This is a genomic window from Streptococcus sp. 3109, from assembly GCF_013276905.1.
Lineage (GTDB): Bacteria > Bacillota > Bacilli > Lactobacillales > Streptococcaceae > Streptococcus.
The window spans coordinates 54222-70248 of sequence record NZ_VMLY01000011.1; the positions used below are offsets into that span (position 1 = coordinate 54222).

Consider the following 16027-nt stretch of genomic DNA (forward strand, 5'->3'; position numbering starts at 1 on the left):
GAACATGAGTAAAGAAAAAGTAATTTTGGCCTATTCTGGCGGTTTGGACACATCAGTTGCTATTACCTGGCTGAAGAAAGACTATGATGTTGTTGCAGTTTGTATGGATGTGGGTGAAGGGAAAGACTTAGATTTCATCCATGATAAGGCTCTTAAGGTTGGGGCAGTCGAATCTTATGTCATTGATGTCAAGGACGAATTTGCTACAGATTATGTGCTAGTAGCTCTCCAGTCACATGCCTATTATGAACAAAAGTACCCCTTGGTATCTGCCTTGAGCCGCCCTCTTATTTCTAAAAAATTGGTTGAAATAGCGCATCAGACAGGAGCGACTACAATTGCCCATGGTTGTACAGGTAAGGGGAATGACCAAGTACGTTTTGAAGTATCGATTGCAGCCTTGGATCCCAATTTAAAAGTGATTGCGCCAGTTCGTGAATGGAAATGGTCTCGGGAGGAAGAAATTCATTATGCCAAGGAAAATGGGGTGCCTGTTCCTGCTGACCTTGACAATCCCTACTCTGTCGATCAAAATCTTTGGGGACGTGCCAATGAGTGTGGTATTTTGGAAAATCCATGGAATCAGGCTCCAGAAGAAGCCTTTGGCATCACAACTTCTCCAGAGCAAGCTCCAGATACGCCAGAATACATTGATATTGAGTTTAGTGAAGGTGTCCCTGTTTCCCTTAATGGAGAAGGGTTAAAATTGGCAGATTTGATTCAAAAACTCAATGAAATAGCTGGAAAACATGGGGTTGGACGGATTGACCACGTGGAAAATCGTTTGGTTGGGATTAAATCAAGAGAAATCTATGAGTGTCCAGGTGCAGTGACCCTGCTGACAGCTCATAAGGAAATTGAGGACTTGACGCTTGTGAGAGAAGTGGCTCATTTTAAACCAATCATAGAAAATGAATTATCAAATCTCATTTATAATGCTTTGTGGTTTAGTCCGGCTACACAAGCCTTGATTGCTTATATTAAAGAGACTCAAAAAGTTGTCAATGGGACTGCAAAAGTTAAACTGTATAAGGGAAGTGCTCAGGTCGTGGCTCGGAAATCACCAAATTCACTTTACGATGAAAATTTGGCGACGTATACTAGTGCAGATACCTTTGACCAAGATGCAGCTGTTGGCTTTATTAAGTTGTGGGGACTTCCAACTAAGGTTCATTCTGAGGTTCAAAAAAGCGCCAAATAGGGCGATTGACTAGAGAGGTGGATGTGATATGGCTAAGAATACAAAATTATGGGGTGGTCGCTTTGAAGGTACTGTCGAAGACTGGGTAGAGCGCTTTGGTGCGAGTATATCTTTTGACCAGAAATTAGCTAAATTTGATGTGATTGGTTCCTTAGCCCACGTTCAGATGTTGGGTCAGACGGGCATTTTGAGTTTGAAGGAGTCAAAAAAGATTCAAGCAGGGTTGAAAGAGCTCCTAGAAGAGCTAGAGTCAGGCCAACTTGACTTTGATATTGCAAACGAAGATATTCATATGAATATGGAAGTGTTGCTGACAGAAAAAATCGGTCCCCTTGCAGGGAAGTTACATACAGCTCGTTCTCGAAATGACCAAGTTGCGACAGATATGCACTTGTATCTCAAGGAGCAACTAGGCCATGTCCTAGATAAACTGGCTCATCTCAAGGGTGTTTTATTAGACTTGGCGGAAAATCATGTAGAGACGATCATGCCGGGCTATACACATCTGCAACATGCCCAGCCTATTAGTTTTGCCCACCACCTGATGGCTTACTACAATATGTTTCAGAGAGACAGTGAACGTTTTGAATTTAACCAGCAGCATACAGACCTATGCCCTCTAGGTGCGGCAGCTTTGGCAGGAACGACTTTCCCCATTGATCGTCAATTTTCTAGCGATTTGTTAGAGTTTAAGCAACCTTATACAAATTCTTTGGATGCTGTTAGTGACCGCGATTTTATCTTAGAATTTCTATCAAATGCCAGCATACTCATGATGCATATGAGCCGTTTTTGTGAAGAAATGATCAATTGGTGTAGCTTTGAGTACCAATTCATTACCTTGTCAGATACGTTTACAACAGGTTCCTCTATTATGCCCCAAAAGAAAAATCCAGATATGGCTGAGTTGATTCGAGGAAAGACTGGTAGAGTTTATGGGAATCTGTTTGGACTATTGACAGTCATGAAGTCCTTGCCTTTAGCTTATAATAAGGATTTGCAAGAGGATAAGGAAGGAATGTTTGACACGGTCGAAACGATTTTAAATTCTCTGGATGTGTTGGCCGGTATGTTATCTAGTTTGCAGGTAAACAAGGAAAAAATGCAAGAATCGACAGAGAAGGACTTTTCAAATGCGACTGAGTTGGCAGATTATTTGGCAGGGAAAGGCTTGCCATTTAGAGAAGCTCATGAGGTTGTAGGAAGATTAGTGCTAGACTCTATCAAGTCTGCTAAAAATATTCAAGATTGGACTTTGGAGGAATTACAAACCTATCATTCCCTCATTGCCGAGGATATTTATGTCTACTTGCAACCTAAAACTGCTGTTCAAAGACGAAATTCCTTGGGAGGTACAGGATTTGACCAAGTGAAATACCAGATTGCAGTCGCTAAGAAAGCGAATGAAGCTAAAAAGTGCTAGATTGATAGGTTCAGAATAAGAGGTTGGTCGATTGACAGCCTCTTCCTTGTCTTCTCCAACCAAGCGTGTTATAATGAATACTGCTCAAGCGACCTTCAATCGTGAAGCACACACGACCTTCAATCGTGAATAAACGAATAGATGGGAGACTTACCATGAGTGATAACTCTAAAACACGTGTTGTTGTGGGGATGAGTGGTGGTGTTGATTCGTCGGTGACGGCTCTTCTTCTCAAGGAGCAGGGCTACGATGTGATCGGTATCTTCATGAAGAACTGGGATGACACAGATGAAAACGGCGTCTGTACGGCGACCGAAGATTACAAGGATGTGGCTGCGGTGGCAGACCAGATCGGCATTCCTTACTACTCTGTCAATTTTGAAAAAGAGTACTGGGACCGCGTCTTTGAGTATTTCCTAGCGGAATACCGTGCAGGACGCACGCCAAATCCAGATGTGATGTGCAACAAGGAAATCAAGTTCAAGGCCTTTTTGGACTATGCCATGACCTTGGGTGCAGACTATGTAGCGACTGGGCACTATGCCCGAGTGGCGCGTGATGAGGACGGGACAGTTCACATGCTTCGTGGCGTGGACAATGGGAAGGACCAGACCTATTTCCTCAGTCAACTTTCGCAAAAACAACTCCAAAAAACCATGTTCCCCTTGGGACATTTGGAAAAGCCTGAAGTTCGCAGACTAGCTGAAGAAGCAGGACTTGCGACTGCTAAGAAGAAAGACTCGACAGGGATTTGCTTTATCGGAGAAAAGAACTTTAAAAACTTTCTCAGCAACTATCTGCCAGCTCAGCCTGGTCGCATGATGACTGTGGATGGTCGCGATATGGGCGAGCATGCAGGTCTGATGTATTATACAATCGGTCAGCGTGGCGGACTCGGTATTGGAGGCCAACACGGCGGTGACAATGCACCGTGGTTCGTTGTCGGAAAAGACCTAAGCAAGAATATCCTCTATGTCGGACAAGGATTCTACCATGACTCGCTCATGTCAACAAGCCTAGAGGCCAGTCAAGTCCACTTTACTCGTAACATGCCAGAGGAATTTACGCTCGAATGTACAGCTAAATTCCGCTACCGTCAGCCTGACTCTAAGGTGACAGTACATGTTAAAGGAGATAAGGCAGAAGTTATCTTTGCGGAACCGCAACGCGCGATCACACCAGGACAGGCAGTTGTCTTTTACGATGGTGAAGAGTGTCTAGGTGGTGGTTTGATTGACAATGCCTACCGCGATGGACAAGTTTGTCAGTACATTTAGATTGACAAATTTTCTCAATTTGCTACAATAATAAAAGCAATAGAAATGATGGTCAAAGCTCATGGATGTTGCAGGCTTTTTTGTCCTGCACTTCTTTGGAGTTTTGACTGTTTTTGTGTCGTTTTAAGGGAAAGGACAAGAATGACTCAACAAGACTTTCGGACAAAAGTGGACAATACGGTTTTTGGTGTTCGAGCGACAGCCTTGATTCTCCAAAATGGCAAGCTCCTAGTTACCAAAGATAAGGGTAAGTATTACACTATTGGCGGTGCGATTCAAGTCAATGAAAGAACGGAAGAAGCGGTAGTCCGTGAAGTAAGAGAAGAACTGGGAGTCAAAGCTCAAGCTGGACAGCTAGCTTTCGTAGTTGAAAATCGTTTTGAACAGGACGGTGTTTCTTATCACAATATCGAGTTTCATTATCTGGTGGACTTGCTTGAAGATGCTCCATTGACCATGCAGGAAGACGAAAAAACGAAGCCCTGTGAGTGGATTGACTTAGACAAGCTTAAGGGTATCAATCTAGTTCCAGCCTTTCTAAAAACAGCCCTGCCAGATTGGGACGACCAACTAAGACACATTCATCTTGAGGAATAGGAGAGAAACATGACTTATAATTTTACTGAAGAATACGATATTATTGTAATCGGTGCGGGACATGCTGGGGTCGAGGCTTCCTTGGCCGCTAGCCGTATGGGTTGTAGGGTCTTACTTGCGACTATCAACATTGAAATGCTGGCTTTCATGCCTTGTAACCCCTCTATCGGTGGTTCTGCCAAGGGGATTGTCGTGCGTGAAGTTGATGCCCTCGGTGGCGAGATGGCCAAAACCATTGACAAGACTTACATCCAGATGAAGATGCTTAATACAGGGAAGGGGCCAGCTGTCCGTGCCCTTCGTGCGCAGGCTGACAAGGAGCTTTACTCTAAGGAAATGCGCAAGACGGTTGAAAATCAAGAAAATCTGACCCTTCGTCAGACCATGATTGATGAGATTTTGGTTGAAGATGGTAAGGTTGTCGGTGTCCGTACAGCTACTCACCAAGAGTATGCTGCCAAGGCTGTTATTGTGACGACAGGGACTGCTCTCCGTGGGGAAATCATCATCGGAGACCTCAAGTATTCGTCAGGTCCTAACCATAGCCTAGCTTCTATTAACCTAGCTGACAATCTCAAGGAATTGGGACTTGAAATTGGTCGTTTCAAGACAGGAACCCCTCCACGTGTCAAGGCTTCTTCTATCAACTACGATGTGACAGAGATTCAGCCAGGAGACGAAGCGCCTAATCACTTCTCATACACTTCACGTGATGAGGATTATGTCAAAGATCAAGTGCCATGCTGGTTGACCTATACCAATGGTACCAGTCATGAGATTATCCAAAATAACCTCCACCGTGCGCCTATGTTTACAGGTGTGGTCAAGGGAGTGGGGCCTCGTTACTGTCCGTCGATTGAAGACAAGATTGTGCGCTTTGCGGACAAGGAACGTCACCAACTATTCCTTGAGCCAGAAGGGCGCAATACTGAGGAAGTCTATGTTCAAGGACTTTCAACCAGTCTGCCTGAGGATGTCCAGCGTGACTTGGTTCATTCTATCAAAGGTTTGGAAAATGCAGAGATGATGCGGACAGGTTATGCCATTGAGTATGATATGGTCTTGCCTCACCAGTTGCGTGCGACTTTGGAAACCAAGAAAATCTCTGGACTTTTCACTGCTGGTCAGACAAATGGGACGTCAGGTTACGAAGAAGCTGCTGGTCAAGGGATTATCGCAGGTATCAATGCGGCTCTGAAAATCCAAGGCAAGCCTGAGTTGATTTTGAAGCGCAGTGACGGTTATATCGGGGTCATGATTGACGATTTGGTGACCAAGGGAACCATTGAACCCTACCGTCTATTGACCAGTCGTGCTGAATACCGTCTCATTCTCCGCCATGACAATGCCGATATGCGTTTGACTGAGATGGGACGCGAGATTGGCCTTGTGGATGATGAACGCTGGGCTCGCTTTGAAATCAAGAAAAATCAATTTGATAATGAGATGAAACGCTTAGACAGCATCAAACTCAAGCCAGTCAAGGAAACCAATGCCAAGGTTGAGGAGATGGGCTTCAAGCCGTTGACCGATGCAGTGACAGCCAAGGAATTCCTTCGCCGTCCAGAAGTTTCTTACCAAGATGTGGTGGCCTTCATCGGACCAGCTGCAGAGGAATTGGATGACAAGATTATCGAATTGATTGAAACAGAAATCAAGTACGAAGGCTATATTTCAAAAGCCATGGACCAGGTTGCTAAGATGAAACGCATGGAAGAAAAACGCATTCCATCCAATATAGACTGGGATGACATTGATTCTATCGCAACGGAAGCCCGTCAGAAGTTCAAACTCATCAATCCAGAAACCATCGGCCAAGCCAGCCGTATTTCGGGAGTAAACCCAGCAGATATTTCTATTTTGATGGTGTATCTTGAAGGTAAAAATCGTAGTATTTCTAAAACTCTTCAAAAATCAAAATAATACGTCGTCGGCTTCTTACGAATGAGTTCAAAGCTTGGCTTTGATTCATCTACAGCCTCCCATAGTTCCCCGAACTATGGGAGCTAACTCAAGTTATGCTTTCGCCTAGCCTTCTAGTCTGATTTCGATTTTTATTGAGTTTTAATCTCAAAAGAAAGCATAGAGAAAAACAGCTCCGAAAATCGGGGCTGTTTTCTTGCTTTATTCTTCATCTGGTGTGAGAATCATCGGGATGATAATCGGTTCACGTTCGGTATTTTCATAGAGGAAGGGGCGAATAGCGTTGACAATGGCACCATTGACTGATTGCACGCTAGCGTCCTTGTTTTTCAGTGCGATACGAATGGCATTGAAGAGGATACGCTGGCTTTGGCGAATCAAGTCGCCAGACTCTCTCATGTAGACAAAGCCTCGGCTGAGGATGTCTGGACCAGACAGAATCATCTGCGATTTGAAGTCAACAGTTGCGACTGCCAGAACGACACCGTCTTCAGATAGATCGCGACGATCTTTGAGGACAGCAGCGCCGATTTCACCGATACGATTTCCATCGACATAGATATCTTGGGCGTTGAAATGACCTGCTATACGAGCTGAGTCAGCAGTGAGGGCAAGCACATCACCATTGCTCATGATAAAGATATTGTCCTTCTCAACCCCAGTATCTACCGCCAGTCCAGCGTGGACTTTTTGCATGCGGTATTCACCGTGGACAGGCATGAAGTATTTTGGCTTAATCAAGCGGAGCATGAGTTTTTGCTCTTGCTGGCCACCGTGTCCAGATGTATGGATATTGTTCACTTTACCGTGGATAACTTCGACACCAGCTTCTGAAATGATGTTAATCAGCTTGTTGACGCTAGTAGTGTTTCCAGGGATTGGACTTGAAGAGAAGATAACGGTATCACCTGGTTGGAGTTGTACCTGACGGTGAGTTCCGTTGGCGATACGAGAGAGGGCCGCCATAGGCTCACCCTGACTACCTGTACAGAGGATAAGAATCTCGCCTGCAGGGTAATCTTTGATTTCATTTGGCTCGATAAAGGTTCCCTTAGGAGCTTTGATGTAGCCAAGATCGATTCCGTTGACAATGGCCTTTTCCATGGAGCGACCAAAGACCGCAATCTTACGTCCAGTCTTAACAGCAGCTTCTGTTGCTTGCTGGAGACGGAAGATATTTGAGGCAAAGGATGCAAAGATGATACGTCCTTCAATACCTTGGATAATCTTCATGATGGACTGGCCAACGACTTTTTCAGAGTTGGTAAAGGTTGGAATTTCTGCATTTGTCGAGTCAGACAGGAGACAGAGTACACCGTCTTCACCAAGAGCTGCCATACGGTGCAAGTCTGCTGGTTCACCAACTGGTGTTAAGTCAAACTTGAAGTCACCCGTACAGACAATTTTCCCTTGAGGAGTATGAATGACAATCCCCAAAGGTTCTGGAATAGAGTGAGTCGTTCTAAAGAAAGTTGCCTTGAGATTTTTAAAGGTCAACTCAGTATTGTGGTTGATTTCGTAAAGTTTGGCGTTGCGCAAGAGGCCGTGTTCTTCGAGTTTCCCACGGATCAAAGCCAAGGCAAGCGGCCCAGCGTAGATAGGGACATTTGCTTGCTTGAGTAGGAATGGAATCCCACCGATGTGGTCCTCGTGTCCGTGTGTGATTAAGACAGCCTTGACGCGGTCGATATTGTCTACGATGTAAGAGTAGTCAGGAATGACATAGTCGATACCCAGCAAGTCATCTTCTGGGAATTTAATCCCAGCATCGACGATGATAATCTCATCTTGGTATTCAATTCCGTAAGTGTTTTTCCCGATTTCTCCCAGACCACCGATGGCAAAAACGCCGACTTCTTCAGGTTTAAGAGTGTAGGCCATATTAGAACTCCGTAATTTCGAAGGCGCCAGTTTCTTTTTCGTAATCTAGCAATTTGTCAGACAAGAGTTCGATATATTCGATATTGTACTCTGGGCGATTTTCTTCGACAAGTTGGCGAGCAGCGATACGGCCCTCAAGTTCTGAGCTGGCATCGATGTCTAGGTAAAGTGCGCGTGTTGTTTCACGACGTGGGCTACGTTCTTTTGTTTCTTGATAAAAAACTTTGTAAATCATATAGTTCCTTTCTATTTTACAGGTCAGCTTATTCCAAACTTTTAGCATAGATTTGCTTGATTTCATTCCATTTTGTGTCTAGATTGACCTTGATTCGTTACAATTATTTCAATTATACCACAAAATGAAAAATTAGTAAAAGACGGAAACGAGAAAGTCATGGGATAATTCCTTTAGTAAGCGCTTGCAAAAACGAAGAAAATGTGTTATATTGATAACAGAAGTGGAATTTATTGTTTGTCATAATTCCATATAGTTTTTAAGTCAAGGAGGTTGCCCTATGTATAACTTATTTGCTATTGCTATCGGAGCTCGCTTGGTAGCTTTTATTGTTTTTGTTGCTTGCGTTTATGGAGGGAATCTTCTATTTGCCAAACTGGAACGACGACAAAGCAAGTTCTTGTGGAAGATTAGTTTTATGACTCTCTACTCGCTTTTTCTCCTCCTCGTAACCTATGTCGTTTGGTTTGTATTTTACTTTGGATTAAATGCTTAGATGCTCTGCTTATGCTGGGGCATTTTTGTTTGGGGATATAGTGATAGTAGATTTACGACACGAAAATTCCACCCCATCTATCAAGATGAGGTGGTCTTTGCATTTTTCTAAAATGACATGACAATCGAATTTTCATAGCTTATTAGTTTTATGTTAATGATTCTTCTGTTCAAAAATAGAGTTGAAGCATAAAAATAAAACAATACAAACAGATAAATCAATTGGTAAAGGGATAGTAGTCATGTTTAAATCATTGAGAATGCTGAGCAAACTGTAAGAGATAAAGATAATAAAATTTATCTTTCTAAAAATGTGTTTTTTATTTAGCATGACTTACCAAATTTTTTACGAAGGTCTTTTCCAATGGTATAACCTGCCATAAATAAAGCGATACCAACACCTACACCAAAACCACCCTTTATTTCTTGCAATTCCTTATTAGAAATTTCACAATAGTTGTTCAAATCTTTCATCATATTAATCTCCTCCTAAAAAATAACCAGCTGCCAAACCAGAACCTATAAGTGCTGTTCCGCCTGCAATAGCTTTCCAAGATACTGCTACTCCAAAGATAATCAAGGGAGCGAGACCGCCATCAATATCTGATAATTCATTTTCAGATAGGGATAAAAATTGATTGTCAAGAACGTCAAAATTTGTCATTGAACTTTCCTCCTTTTTTCTTGTTCACTTTTATATTCGGAAAAGAAAAGGAAAAGCGAACATTTTTTAAATTATTTTTTAGCTAAGTATAGGCATTTTTGTTTGGGGATAAAGAAAATTCCCATGTGCCAGCTTTTGTAGTATAATAGTAAGCAGACAAAAAGATAGGAATGTGTTATGAAAGTATTAGCTTTTGATACGTCTAGCAAGGCTCTTTCTCTCGCTATTTTAGAGGACAAGCAGGTTCTTGCCGAGACGACGATTAATATTAAGAAAAATCACAGTATTACCCTTATGCCTGCCATCGATTTTTTGATGGCAAGTTTGGACTGGACGCCCAAGGATTTGGACCGAATCGTGGTGGCGGAAGGGCCAGGTAGCTACACAGGCTTGCGAATTGCGGTAGCAACTGCCAAAACTTTGGCTCACACTCTGAACATCGAGTTGGTTGGTATGTCTAGCCTCTTGGCTCTGGTGCCCTACCAACAAGAAGGCTTGTTCGTCCCTTTGATGGATGCGCGTCGCAACAATGTTTACGCAGGATTTTATGAAAATGCTAAACCTGTCATGCCAGAAGCTCACCTGCCCTTTGAGCGAGTGATTGAGCTAATCAAGGGTGCTAGTCAGGTAACCTTTGTCGGAGAAGTTGTCCCCTTTGTGGAGCAGATTCAAGAACACTTGCCAAGGACTAATTATAAAGAAACATTGCCTAATGCAGCTAATCTAGCTCTCTGGGCCTGGGACAAGGAAGCAGACTCCTTGCATGATTTTGTGCCGAACTACCTCAAACGAGTCGAGGCTGAGGAAAACTGGCTCAAGAACCACACCGAGTCTGGCGAGTCTTACATTAAACGCCTATGATTGAAATCAGACGAATCCAACAGCAACCTGATCTGGCTCAAGCTATCTACGCTGTCATGGCAGTTGTTTACCCAGTCAGTCCTTGGACTCTGGAACAAATCCAAGCAGACCTGTCCCAAGATCAGACTTGGTATGCTCTGGCTTATGATGGGGCAGAAGTGATTGGCTTTCTAGCTGTTCAGGAAAATATCTTTGAGGCAGAAGTCTTGCAAATCGCTGTTAAAGGAGCCTATCAGGGTCAGGGAATTGCGTCAGCCTTGTTTGCTCAATTGCCGACAGACAAAGAGATTTTCCTCGAAGTCAGAAAGTCAAACCAACGAGCGCAAGCATTTTACAAGAAAGAAAAGATGGCGGTCATCGCTGAGAGAAAGGCCTACTACCATGATCCAGTCGAGGACGCCATCATCATGAAGAGAGAAATAGATGAAGGATAGATATATTTTAGCATTTGAGACATCCTGTGATGAGACCAGTGTCGCCGTCTTGAAAAACGACGATGAGCTCTTGTCCAATGTCATTGCTAGTCAAATTGAGAGTCACAAACGTTTCGGGGGCGTAGTGCCTGAAGTAGCCAGTCGTCACCATGTCGAGGTCATTACAGCCTGTATCGAGGAGGCTCTGGCAGAAGCAGGGATTACCGAAGAGGATGTGACAGCTGTTGCGGTTACCTACGGACCAGGCTTGGTCGGAGCCTTGCTAGTTGGTTTGTCAGCTGCTAAGGCCTTTGCTTGGGCACATGGACTTCCACTTATCCCTGTTAACCACATGGCTGGTCACCTCATGGCAGCTCAGAGCGTGGAGCCTTTGGAGTTTCCCTTGTTAGCACTTTTAGTAAGCGGTGGACACACAGAGTTGGTTTATGTTTCTGAGGCTGGTGACTACAAGATTGTTGGGGAAACGCGAGATGACGCGGTTGGTGAGGCCTATGATAAGGTTGGCCGTGTCATGGGATTGACCTATCCTGCCGGTCGTGAGATTGATGAGCTAGCTCATCAGGGGCAGGATATTTATGATTTTCCTCGTGCCATGATTAAGGAAGATAATCTGGAGTTTTCATTCTCTGGTTTGAAGTCTGCCTTTATCAATCTTCACCACAATGCCGATCAAAAGGGAGAAAGCTTGTCCACAGAGGATTTGTGTGCTTCCTTCCAAGCAGCTGTCTTGGATATTCTTATGGCAAAAACCAAGAAGGCTTTGGAGAAATACCCTGTTAAAACCCTTGTCGTGGCAGGTGGTGTGGCAGCCAATAAAGGTCTCAGAGAACGCCTAGCGGCCGAAATCACTGACGTCAATGTCATCATCCCACCTCTGCGCCTCTGCGGAGACAATGCAGGAATGATTGCCTATGCCAGCGTCAGTGAGTGGAACAAAGAAAACTTCTCAGGCTTGGACCTCAATGCCAAACCAAGTCTCGCTTTTGATACCATGGAATAAAATGGAGTCAGCTTAAGGCTGGCTTTTTCAATCACCAAAGTGTCAGAATATTTTGACAAAACTATAAAAATAATGATATAATATGCAAAAGCTAGGAGGTGGTAAGATGATCGAGAGAATGGAATTGGGAGAATTTTACAAGGAGTTGCGCTTGGCTAGAAAGCTCAAGCAGTCAGATGTGGCTTGTGCTGGACTAACAGCTTCTCAGCTGTCCAAGTTTGAACTAGGGCAGTCTATGCTATCTGCGGATAAGTTGATTCTAGCCATCCAAGGGATCAATATGAATTTTGATGAGTTTGGGCACAAACTCAACAACTATCAAGAATCTCCACATATGCAGATTGGTAGGAGGGTTGTGGATCGCTTTGCCCACCAAGATATAGCTGGCTTAGAGCAACTGTTGGAGGAAGTCGAGCAAGGACAGATGGCAGAGACCTATCGTTGTTTGAATGCCATTGTGATTAAAAATGCTATTCATTCCTTAAATAAGAGCTATCTGCTAACAGAGGAGGATAGGGAGTTTTTGACTACTTATCTCTATGCTATTGAGTCTTGGACCTGGTTTGAACTCTATCTTTTTTGCAATACCATGCCCTTCCTAAGCAATCAAGATCTGATTTTTTTATCAACCTCTTTGCTTGAAAAATCCAAAGAATTTAAAGAGTTAGTACACAATCGATTGTATATGAAGCAAGGACTATTAAATATCTTATCAGAGCTCATGGAGCGCAAGCTTTTCTCCTATATCCCAATCTTTGAAGCAGAGCTGGAGAGTATGCTCCGTCCATACGATGTTTTTGAGAAATTATCGTGGCAATTTTTAAAGAAAATGAGTATATTTCTTCAAACCAAAGGAAGTAATCAAAAAGAGATTGAACACTTTATCCAATCTCTGCAAGTATTAGAAAATTCACAATTAACAGCCCTCTTCGAATTGCGTTTTCAGCAATACAAAGAACTTATCGATTGATTAGAAACGGGAAGACGATAACCCACTCCGAAATAAGCAGGAGTATCAGTTGGATTTTTCTTTTCTTCATCATTATATCCCTCCTTGTTAGTAATAACTTTATTATACCAGTGAAATAATCAAATCCACTAAAATCGCAAATCAGAAATTTCTATAAGAAAAAATATCAAATATGCGATTTTCTCAAATACGCCAATTTTCGTGTTATAGTGTTCTTGTAAAGTACTTGAAGCAAATCCTAGGTCGCATAAGTGGTTTACAAAGAAAAATAATTGGAGGAGAAACAATGTCTGCTGTACCATATTCATTTCAAGGGCATCGTTTAGGTGGCCGTTAGTTAAATAATAGCAATCTATAGGATAGAAAAGATAAACTTTGGATTAGATATAGTGGATTGAAATCAAGATAAACATATACGACAAAAATTCTAATTAATATATATTTTGCTGCAAATGCAACGGATATTATACAAAAAATCTTAAATCTTAATAATTGTGAAGAATGATGATATTCATAATGTTTAAAAGTTAATATCTGCATGCTATTAAGATTTTAACTGAATTTTAGAAGTCGATAAGTTTTTTGTATTTTAATTTATTATATGGATAGAAATTATAAATGAGTTGTATTCGTATTTATAATTTTGGAGTTTAGGAAAATATTTTCCAAACTCCTATTTGTTGTTTATCTTTTAATAGTTTTTGATTAGGAGGATCTAAATGAGAATAAAGAGAACTCTTCAACCGTATATATTTAAAGATAAAATAAAATTTGGTTTTGGTAATGCTTCTCTTGTAAGGGAGATTGATTTTAATGAAGAGAACATCAATTTAATAAAAAAATTAGATAATGACATTGATATAAAATTGTTGTCTAATGGAGAAAAACAAGTTGTTGAGTCGATGATATCTATGGGATTAGTGACTAGTAATCAATATGATAATTCCAAATATTCCCGAAATATTAATTTCTTTGAGTGGGTTGATTTGTCAGAAAATTTAGACCCTAGTAAGTATCAGGATAGATTATTAAATTCAACAGTTTTAATTGTTGGTGTAGGGGGTATTGGATCAACAACAGTCGAAATTTTAGCTCGTCTAGGTATAGGTAATTTCATATTAGTAGATTTTGACATTGTGGAAGAGTCAAATCTTACTAGACAAACATCCTTTAAGAAATCTGATATTGGTAAGCTAAAAATAGACATAATAAAACAGCATATTCAAGAGATTTCTGATTCAAATGTGACAACTATTTATAGGAAGTTAGAGTGTCAGAATGACTTAGAAACTATTTTTAAAGATTATAATTTTGACATTGCTTTATGCTGTGCAGATACTCCTAGAATAGAGATAGACTACTGGTTTGATGATTTAGCTCATAAATATACGAGACCTATTATTGTTGGCTCATATGCATCTACGGTAATAAACTACCTACATATTATTCCGGGCAAAACTATTTCATTGAGGGAGTTTTATAGGGACTTTATGATAACAGATGATCATGTTTTGGATAGTAGAATACCGTATAGTGTTATTTCTCCAATATCATATATGGCTGCATCAATCATATCTTATAAAGTATTAGATACTTTAACAGGATTATTGAATTTAACGGATTATATTCAAATCGATTGCATGAATTTTGAGGTTTATAAGCATGATATTAAGAAAATTTAGCCAAAATTTTATAAATTTAATATTAGGTAGATCGTCTAGGAATATTGCAGATAGTTTTTACTTTATTGCTTTATCGATAGGGTTAGTAAGTGTATATCATATTGAGGCAGGACAGTTATCTCTATTTACTCTAATTGGTTTTATCCCAAATTTGCTTGCTGTTTTTTATGGAAGTTTTATAAATAAAATTCAGAGAGATAAAATTTGGCTAGTGATTTTCCAGATTCTCCAGTTTATTATAATTGTGATTACAATTCTGTGTTTAAGGTATCATTTTCGTGTTGTGTATATCTATGTATTGAATTTTTTGTTCGCATTATCAACTAATTTATTAAATACACTGCAGATGAAAATTGTTCCAGAAACTTTAAATAATGATGACATGCTAATAAAGAAATCGATAGATGTTCAATACTTGGCATCAAATGTGTTAGATATTATTAGTAATTTAACTGCATCTCTACTATTAGGGCTTCTATCTTATTTTGTTGTTTTTAATTTAAGTATTCCGTTTTTTGTGGCTGCTATTTATTTTATGATTAAAATCAGATTGCCCGGTTCCAAAAACAATACTAAAAGTGTTCGACCTGAAAAGGTAGATTTGGAAAGTAATTCTTCTTTCCAATTTTTGGAAACTGTTTCTGCTTTTCGAGAATCAAAATTTGCCTCTTTTATAGTAGTTACAGAGTCAATTTTAAGTGGGGGTACAGATCTACTTTTAACTTTAATGCCACTGTATCTTTTATCAGAAGGCATACCTATTCAATATTTGGGATTGGTACTAGGAGCTCAAAGATTTGCCGATTTGATAGGAGCAATTTTGGCTCCTAGAGTGGGAATTCCGTATAAAATGTTTTTCTTTATTGATTATACTGTATCTGGATTAGCACTCATGCTAGTATTTATTACTCCATTTCCGTTAATAAAGTTGTTGTTATTTTTTTTAGCATTTATTTTAATAGGTATATCAGGAAATATGTTTGAAAAAATGATTTACTCAGAGTATAGATACGACACTATGGGATTGATATATTCGACTAATTCAAGTTTATATGCTTTATTTGCCATTCTATTTTTGATTATTCCTCAATTTTATACAGATATAAAAATTTTGGGTATTTTAATAAATGGATTTACACTATCTATAGGAATTTATTTATTAGTTATTTGTAATTTTTTCAAAAAGAATGATACTAATTGTTAAAATTTATTTTATATGAATGTTGCATGATTATTTGAAAAGAACTTCTAAAAATTTTTAGAGGTGTCCATGAAAGAAACGAAATTTCACCTAGCAACTGGAAGTCTGTACAATATATTTCTAATTTGGAACACACTGTAAATGTTATGGTGGATGGTTGGGCTAAATATGGTCCTTGGCGTC

The 16027-nt window shown here is 40.6% G+C and carries 16 protein-coding genes; 12 read left to right on the plus strand and 4 right to left on the minus strand.

The genetic code is table 11. The features are described 5' to 3' along the window. Nucleotides 1-4 precede the first annotated feature (4 nt). The 5 genes from HT698_RS06230 (at nt 5) to mnmG (ending at nt 6421) form a co-directional block, all read left to right on the plus strand. Nucleotides 5-1201, plus strand: a complete 1197-nt coding sequence (locus HT698_RS06230) for an argininosuccinate synthase (protein ID WP_173219442.1) — start codon at nt 5-7, stop codon at nt 1199-1201. A gap of 28 nt (nt 1202-1229) precedes the next feature. Beyond that, entirely contained in the window at nt 1230-2624 is a 1395-nt protein-coding gene (gene argH, locus HT698_RS06235) for an argininosuccinate lyase (protein WP_173219445.1), read from the plus strand. A gap of 155 nt (nt 2625-2779) precedes the next feature. Beyond that, nucleotides 2780-3901, plus strand: a complete 1122-nt coding sequence (gene mnmA, locus HT698_RS06240) for a tRNA 2-thiouridine(34) synthase MnmA (RefSeq protein ID WP_001282955.1) — start codon at nt 2780-2782, stop codon at nt 3899-3901. A 141-nt stretch (nt 3902-4042) separates the two neighbouring features. Then, on the plus strand, nt 4043-4498 hold the full coding sequence (locus HT698_RS06245) for an NUDIX hydrolase (protein WP_173219448.1): 456 nt from the start codon (nt 4043-4045) through the stop codon (nt 4496-4498). Between the two features lie 9 nt (nt 4499-4507). Further along, nucleotides 4508-6421 (plus strand): tRNA uridine-5-carboxymethylaminomethyl(34) synthesis enzyme MnmG, encoded by a 1914-nt coding sequence (mnmG, locus tag HT698_RS06250; protein ID WP_173219451.1) that lies wholly within the window; start codon nt 4508-4510, stop codon nt 6419-6421. Between the two features lie 201 nt (nt 6422-6622). Here mnmG and HT698_RS06255 read toward each other — a convergent pair whose 3' ends face one another. Both HT698_RS06255 and HT698_RS06260 read right to left on the minus strand, forming a co-directional pair. Continuing rightward, entirely contained in the window at nt 6623-8302 is a 1680-nt protein-coding gene (locus HT698_RS06255; RefSeq protein WP_050205233.1) for a ribonuclease J, read from the minus strand. 1 nt (nt 8303) lies between these two features. After that, nucleotides 8304-8537 carry a DNA-dependent RNA polymerase subunit epsilon gene (locus HT698_RS06260; protein WP_000639572.1) on the minus strand — a complete coding sequence of 78 codons (234 nt, stop codon included), beginning with the start codon at nt 8535-8537 and terminating at the stop codon, nt 8304-8306. 280 nt (nt 8538-8817) lie between these two features. On the opposite strand from HT698_RS06260, the gene HT698_RS06265 reads away from it, so the two are divergent. Beyond that, entirely contained in the window at nt 8818-9033 is a 216-nt protein-coding gene (locus HT698_RS06265; RefSeq protein WP_173219454.1) for a hypothetical protein, read from the plus strand. Between the two features lie 323 nt (nt 9034-9356). On the opposite strand, the gene cibB is transcribed toward HT698_RS06265, so the two are convergent. Both cibB and cibA read right to left on the minus strand, forming a co-directional pair. After that, nucleotides 9357-9509: a fratricide two-peptide bacteriocin subunit CibB gene (cibB, locus tag HT698_RS06270; protein WP_000974044.1), complete on the minus strand. Its 153-nt coding sequence runs from the start codon at nt 9507-9509 to the stop codon at nt 9357-9359. 1 nt (nt 9510) lies between these two features. After that, complete coding sequence (gene cibA / locus HT698_RS06275) at nt 9511-9696, minus strand: fratricide two-peptide bacteriocin subunit CibA (RefSeq protein WP_173219457.1); 186 nt, start codon at nt 9694-9696, stop codon at nt 9511-9513. 177 nt (nt 9697-9873) lie between these two features. On the opposite strand from cibA, the gene tsaB reads away from it, so the two are divergent. The 6 genes from tsaB (at nt 9874) to HT698_RS06305 (ending at nt 15847) form a co-directional block, all read left to right on the plus strand. Further along, a complete protein-coding gene (gene tsaB / locus HT698_RS06280; RefSeq protein WP_173219460.1) occupies nt 9874-10557 on the plus strand; it encodes a tRNA (adenosine(37)-N6)-threonylcarbamoyltransferase complex dimerization subunit type 1 TsaB in 684 nt (227 codons plus the stop codon). After that, on the plus strand, nt 10554-10991 hold the full coding sequence (rimI, locus tag HT698_RS06285; RefSeq protein ID WP_112444512.1) for a ribosomal protein S18-alanine N-acetyltransferase: 438 nt from the start codon (nt 10554-10556) through the stop codon (nt 10989-10991). The genes tsaB and rimI overlap by 4 nt, the downstream gene beginning before the upstream one ends. Next, the gene (gene tsaD, locus HT698_RS06290; RefSeq protein ID WP_173219463.1) at nt 10981-11991 is read left to right on the plus strand and encodes a tRNA (adenosine(37)-N6)-threonylcarbamoyltransferase complex transferase subunit TsaD; all 1011 of its coding nucleotides are present in this window, start codon (nt 10981-10983) and stop codon (nt 11989-11991) included. The genes rimI and tsaD overlap by 11 nt, the downstream gene beginning before the upstream one ends. Before the next feature lie 106 nt (nt 11992-12097). Further along, nucleotides 12098-12961 (plus strand): XRE/MutR family transcriptional regulator, encoded by an 864-nt coding sequence (locus HT698_RS06295; protein ID WP_050271615.1) that lies wholly within the window; start codon nt 12098-12100, stop codon nt 12959-12961. Between the two features lie 719 nt (nt 12962-13680). Further along, nucleotides 13681-14643 (plus strand): ThiF family adenylyltransferase, encoded by a 963-nt coding sequence (locus HT698_RS06300; protein ID WP_050271616.1) that lies wholly within the window; start codon nt 13681-13683, stop codon nt 14641-14643. Beyond that, complete coding sequence (locus HT698_RS06305; RefSeq protein WP_000603362.1) at nt 14624-15847, plus strand: hypothetical protein; 1224 nt, start codon at nt 14624-14626, stop codon at nt 15845-15847. The genes HT698_RS06300 and HT698_RS06305 overlap by 20 nt, the downstream gene beginning before the upstream one ends. Nucleotides 15848-16027 lie beyond the last annotated feature (180 nt).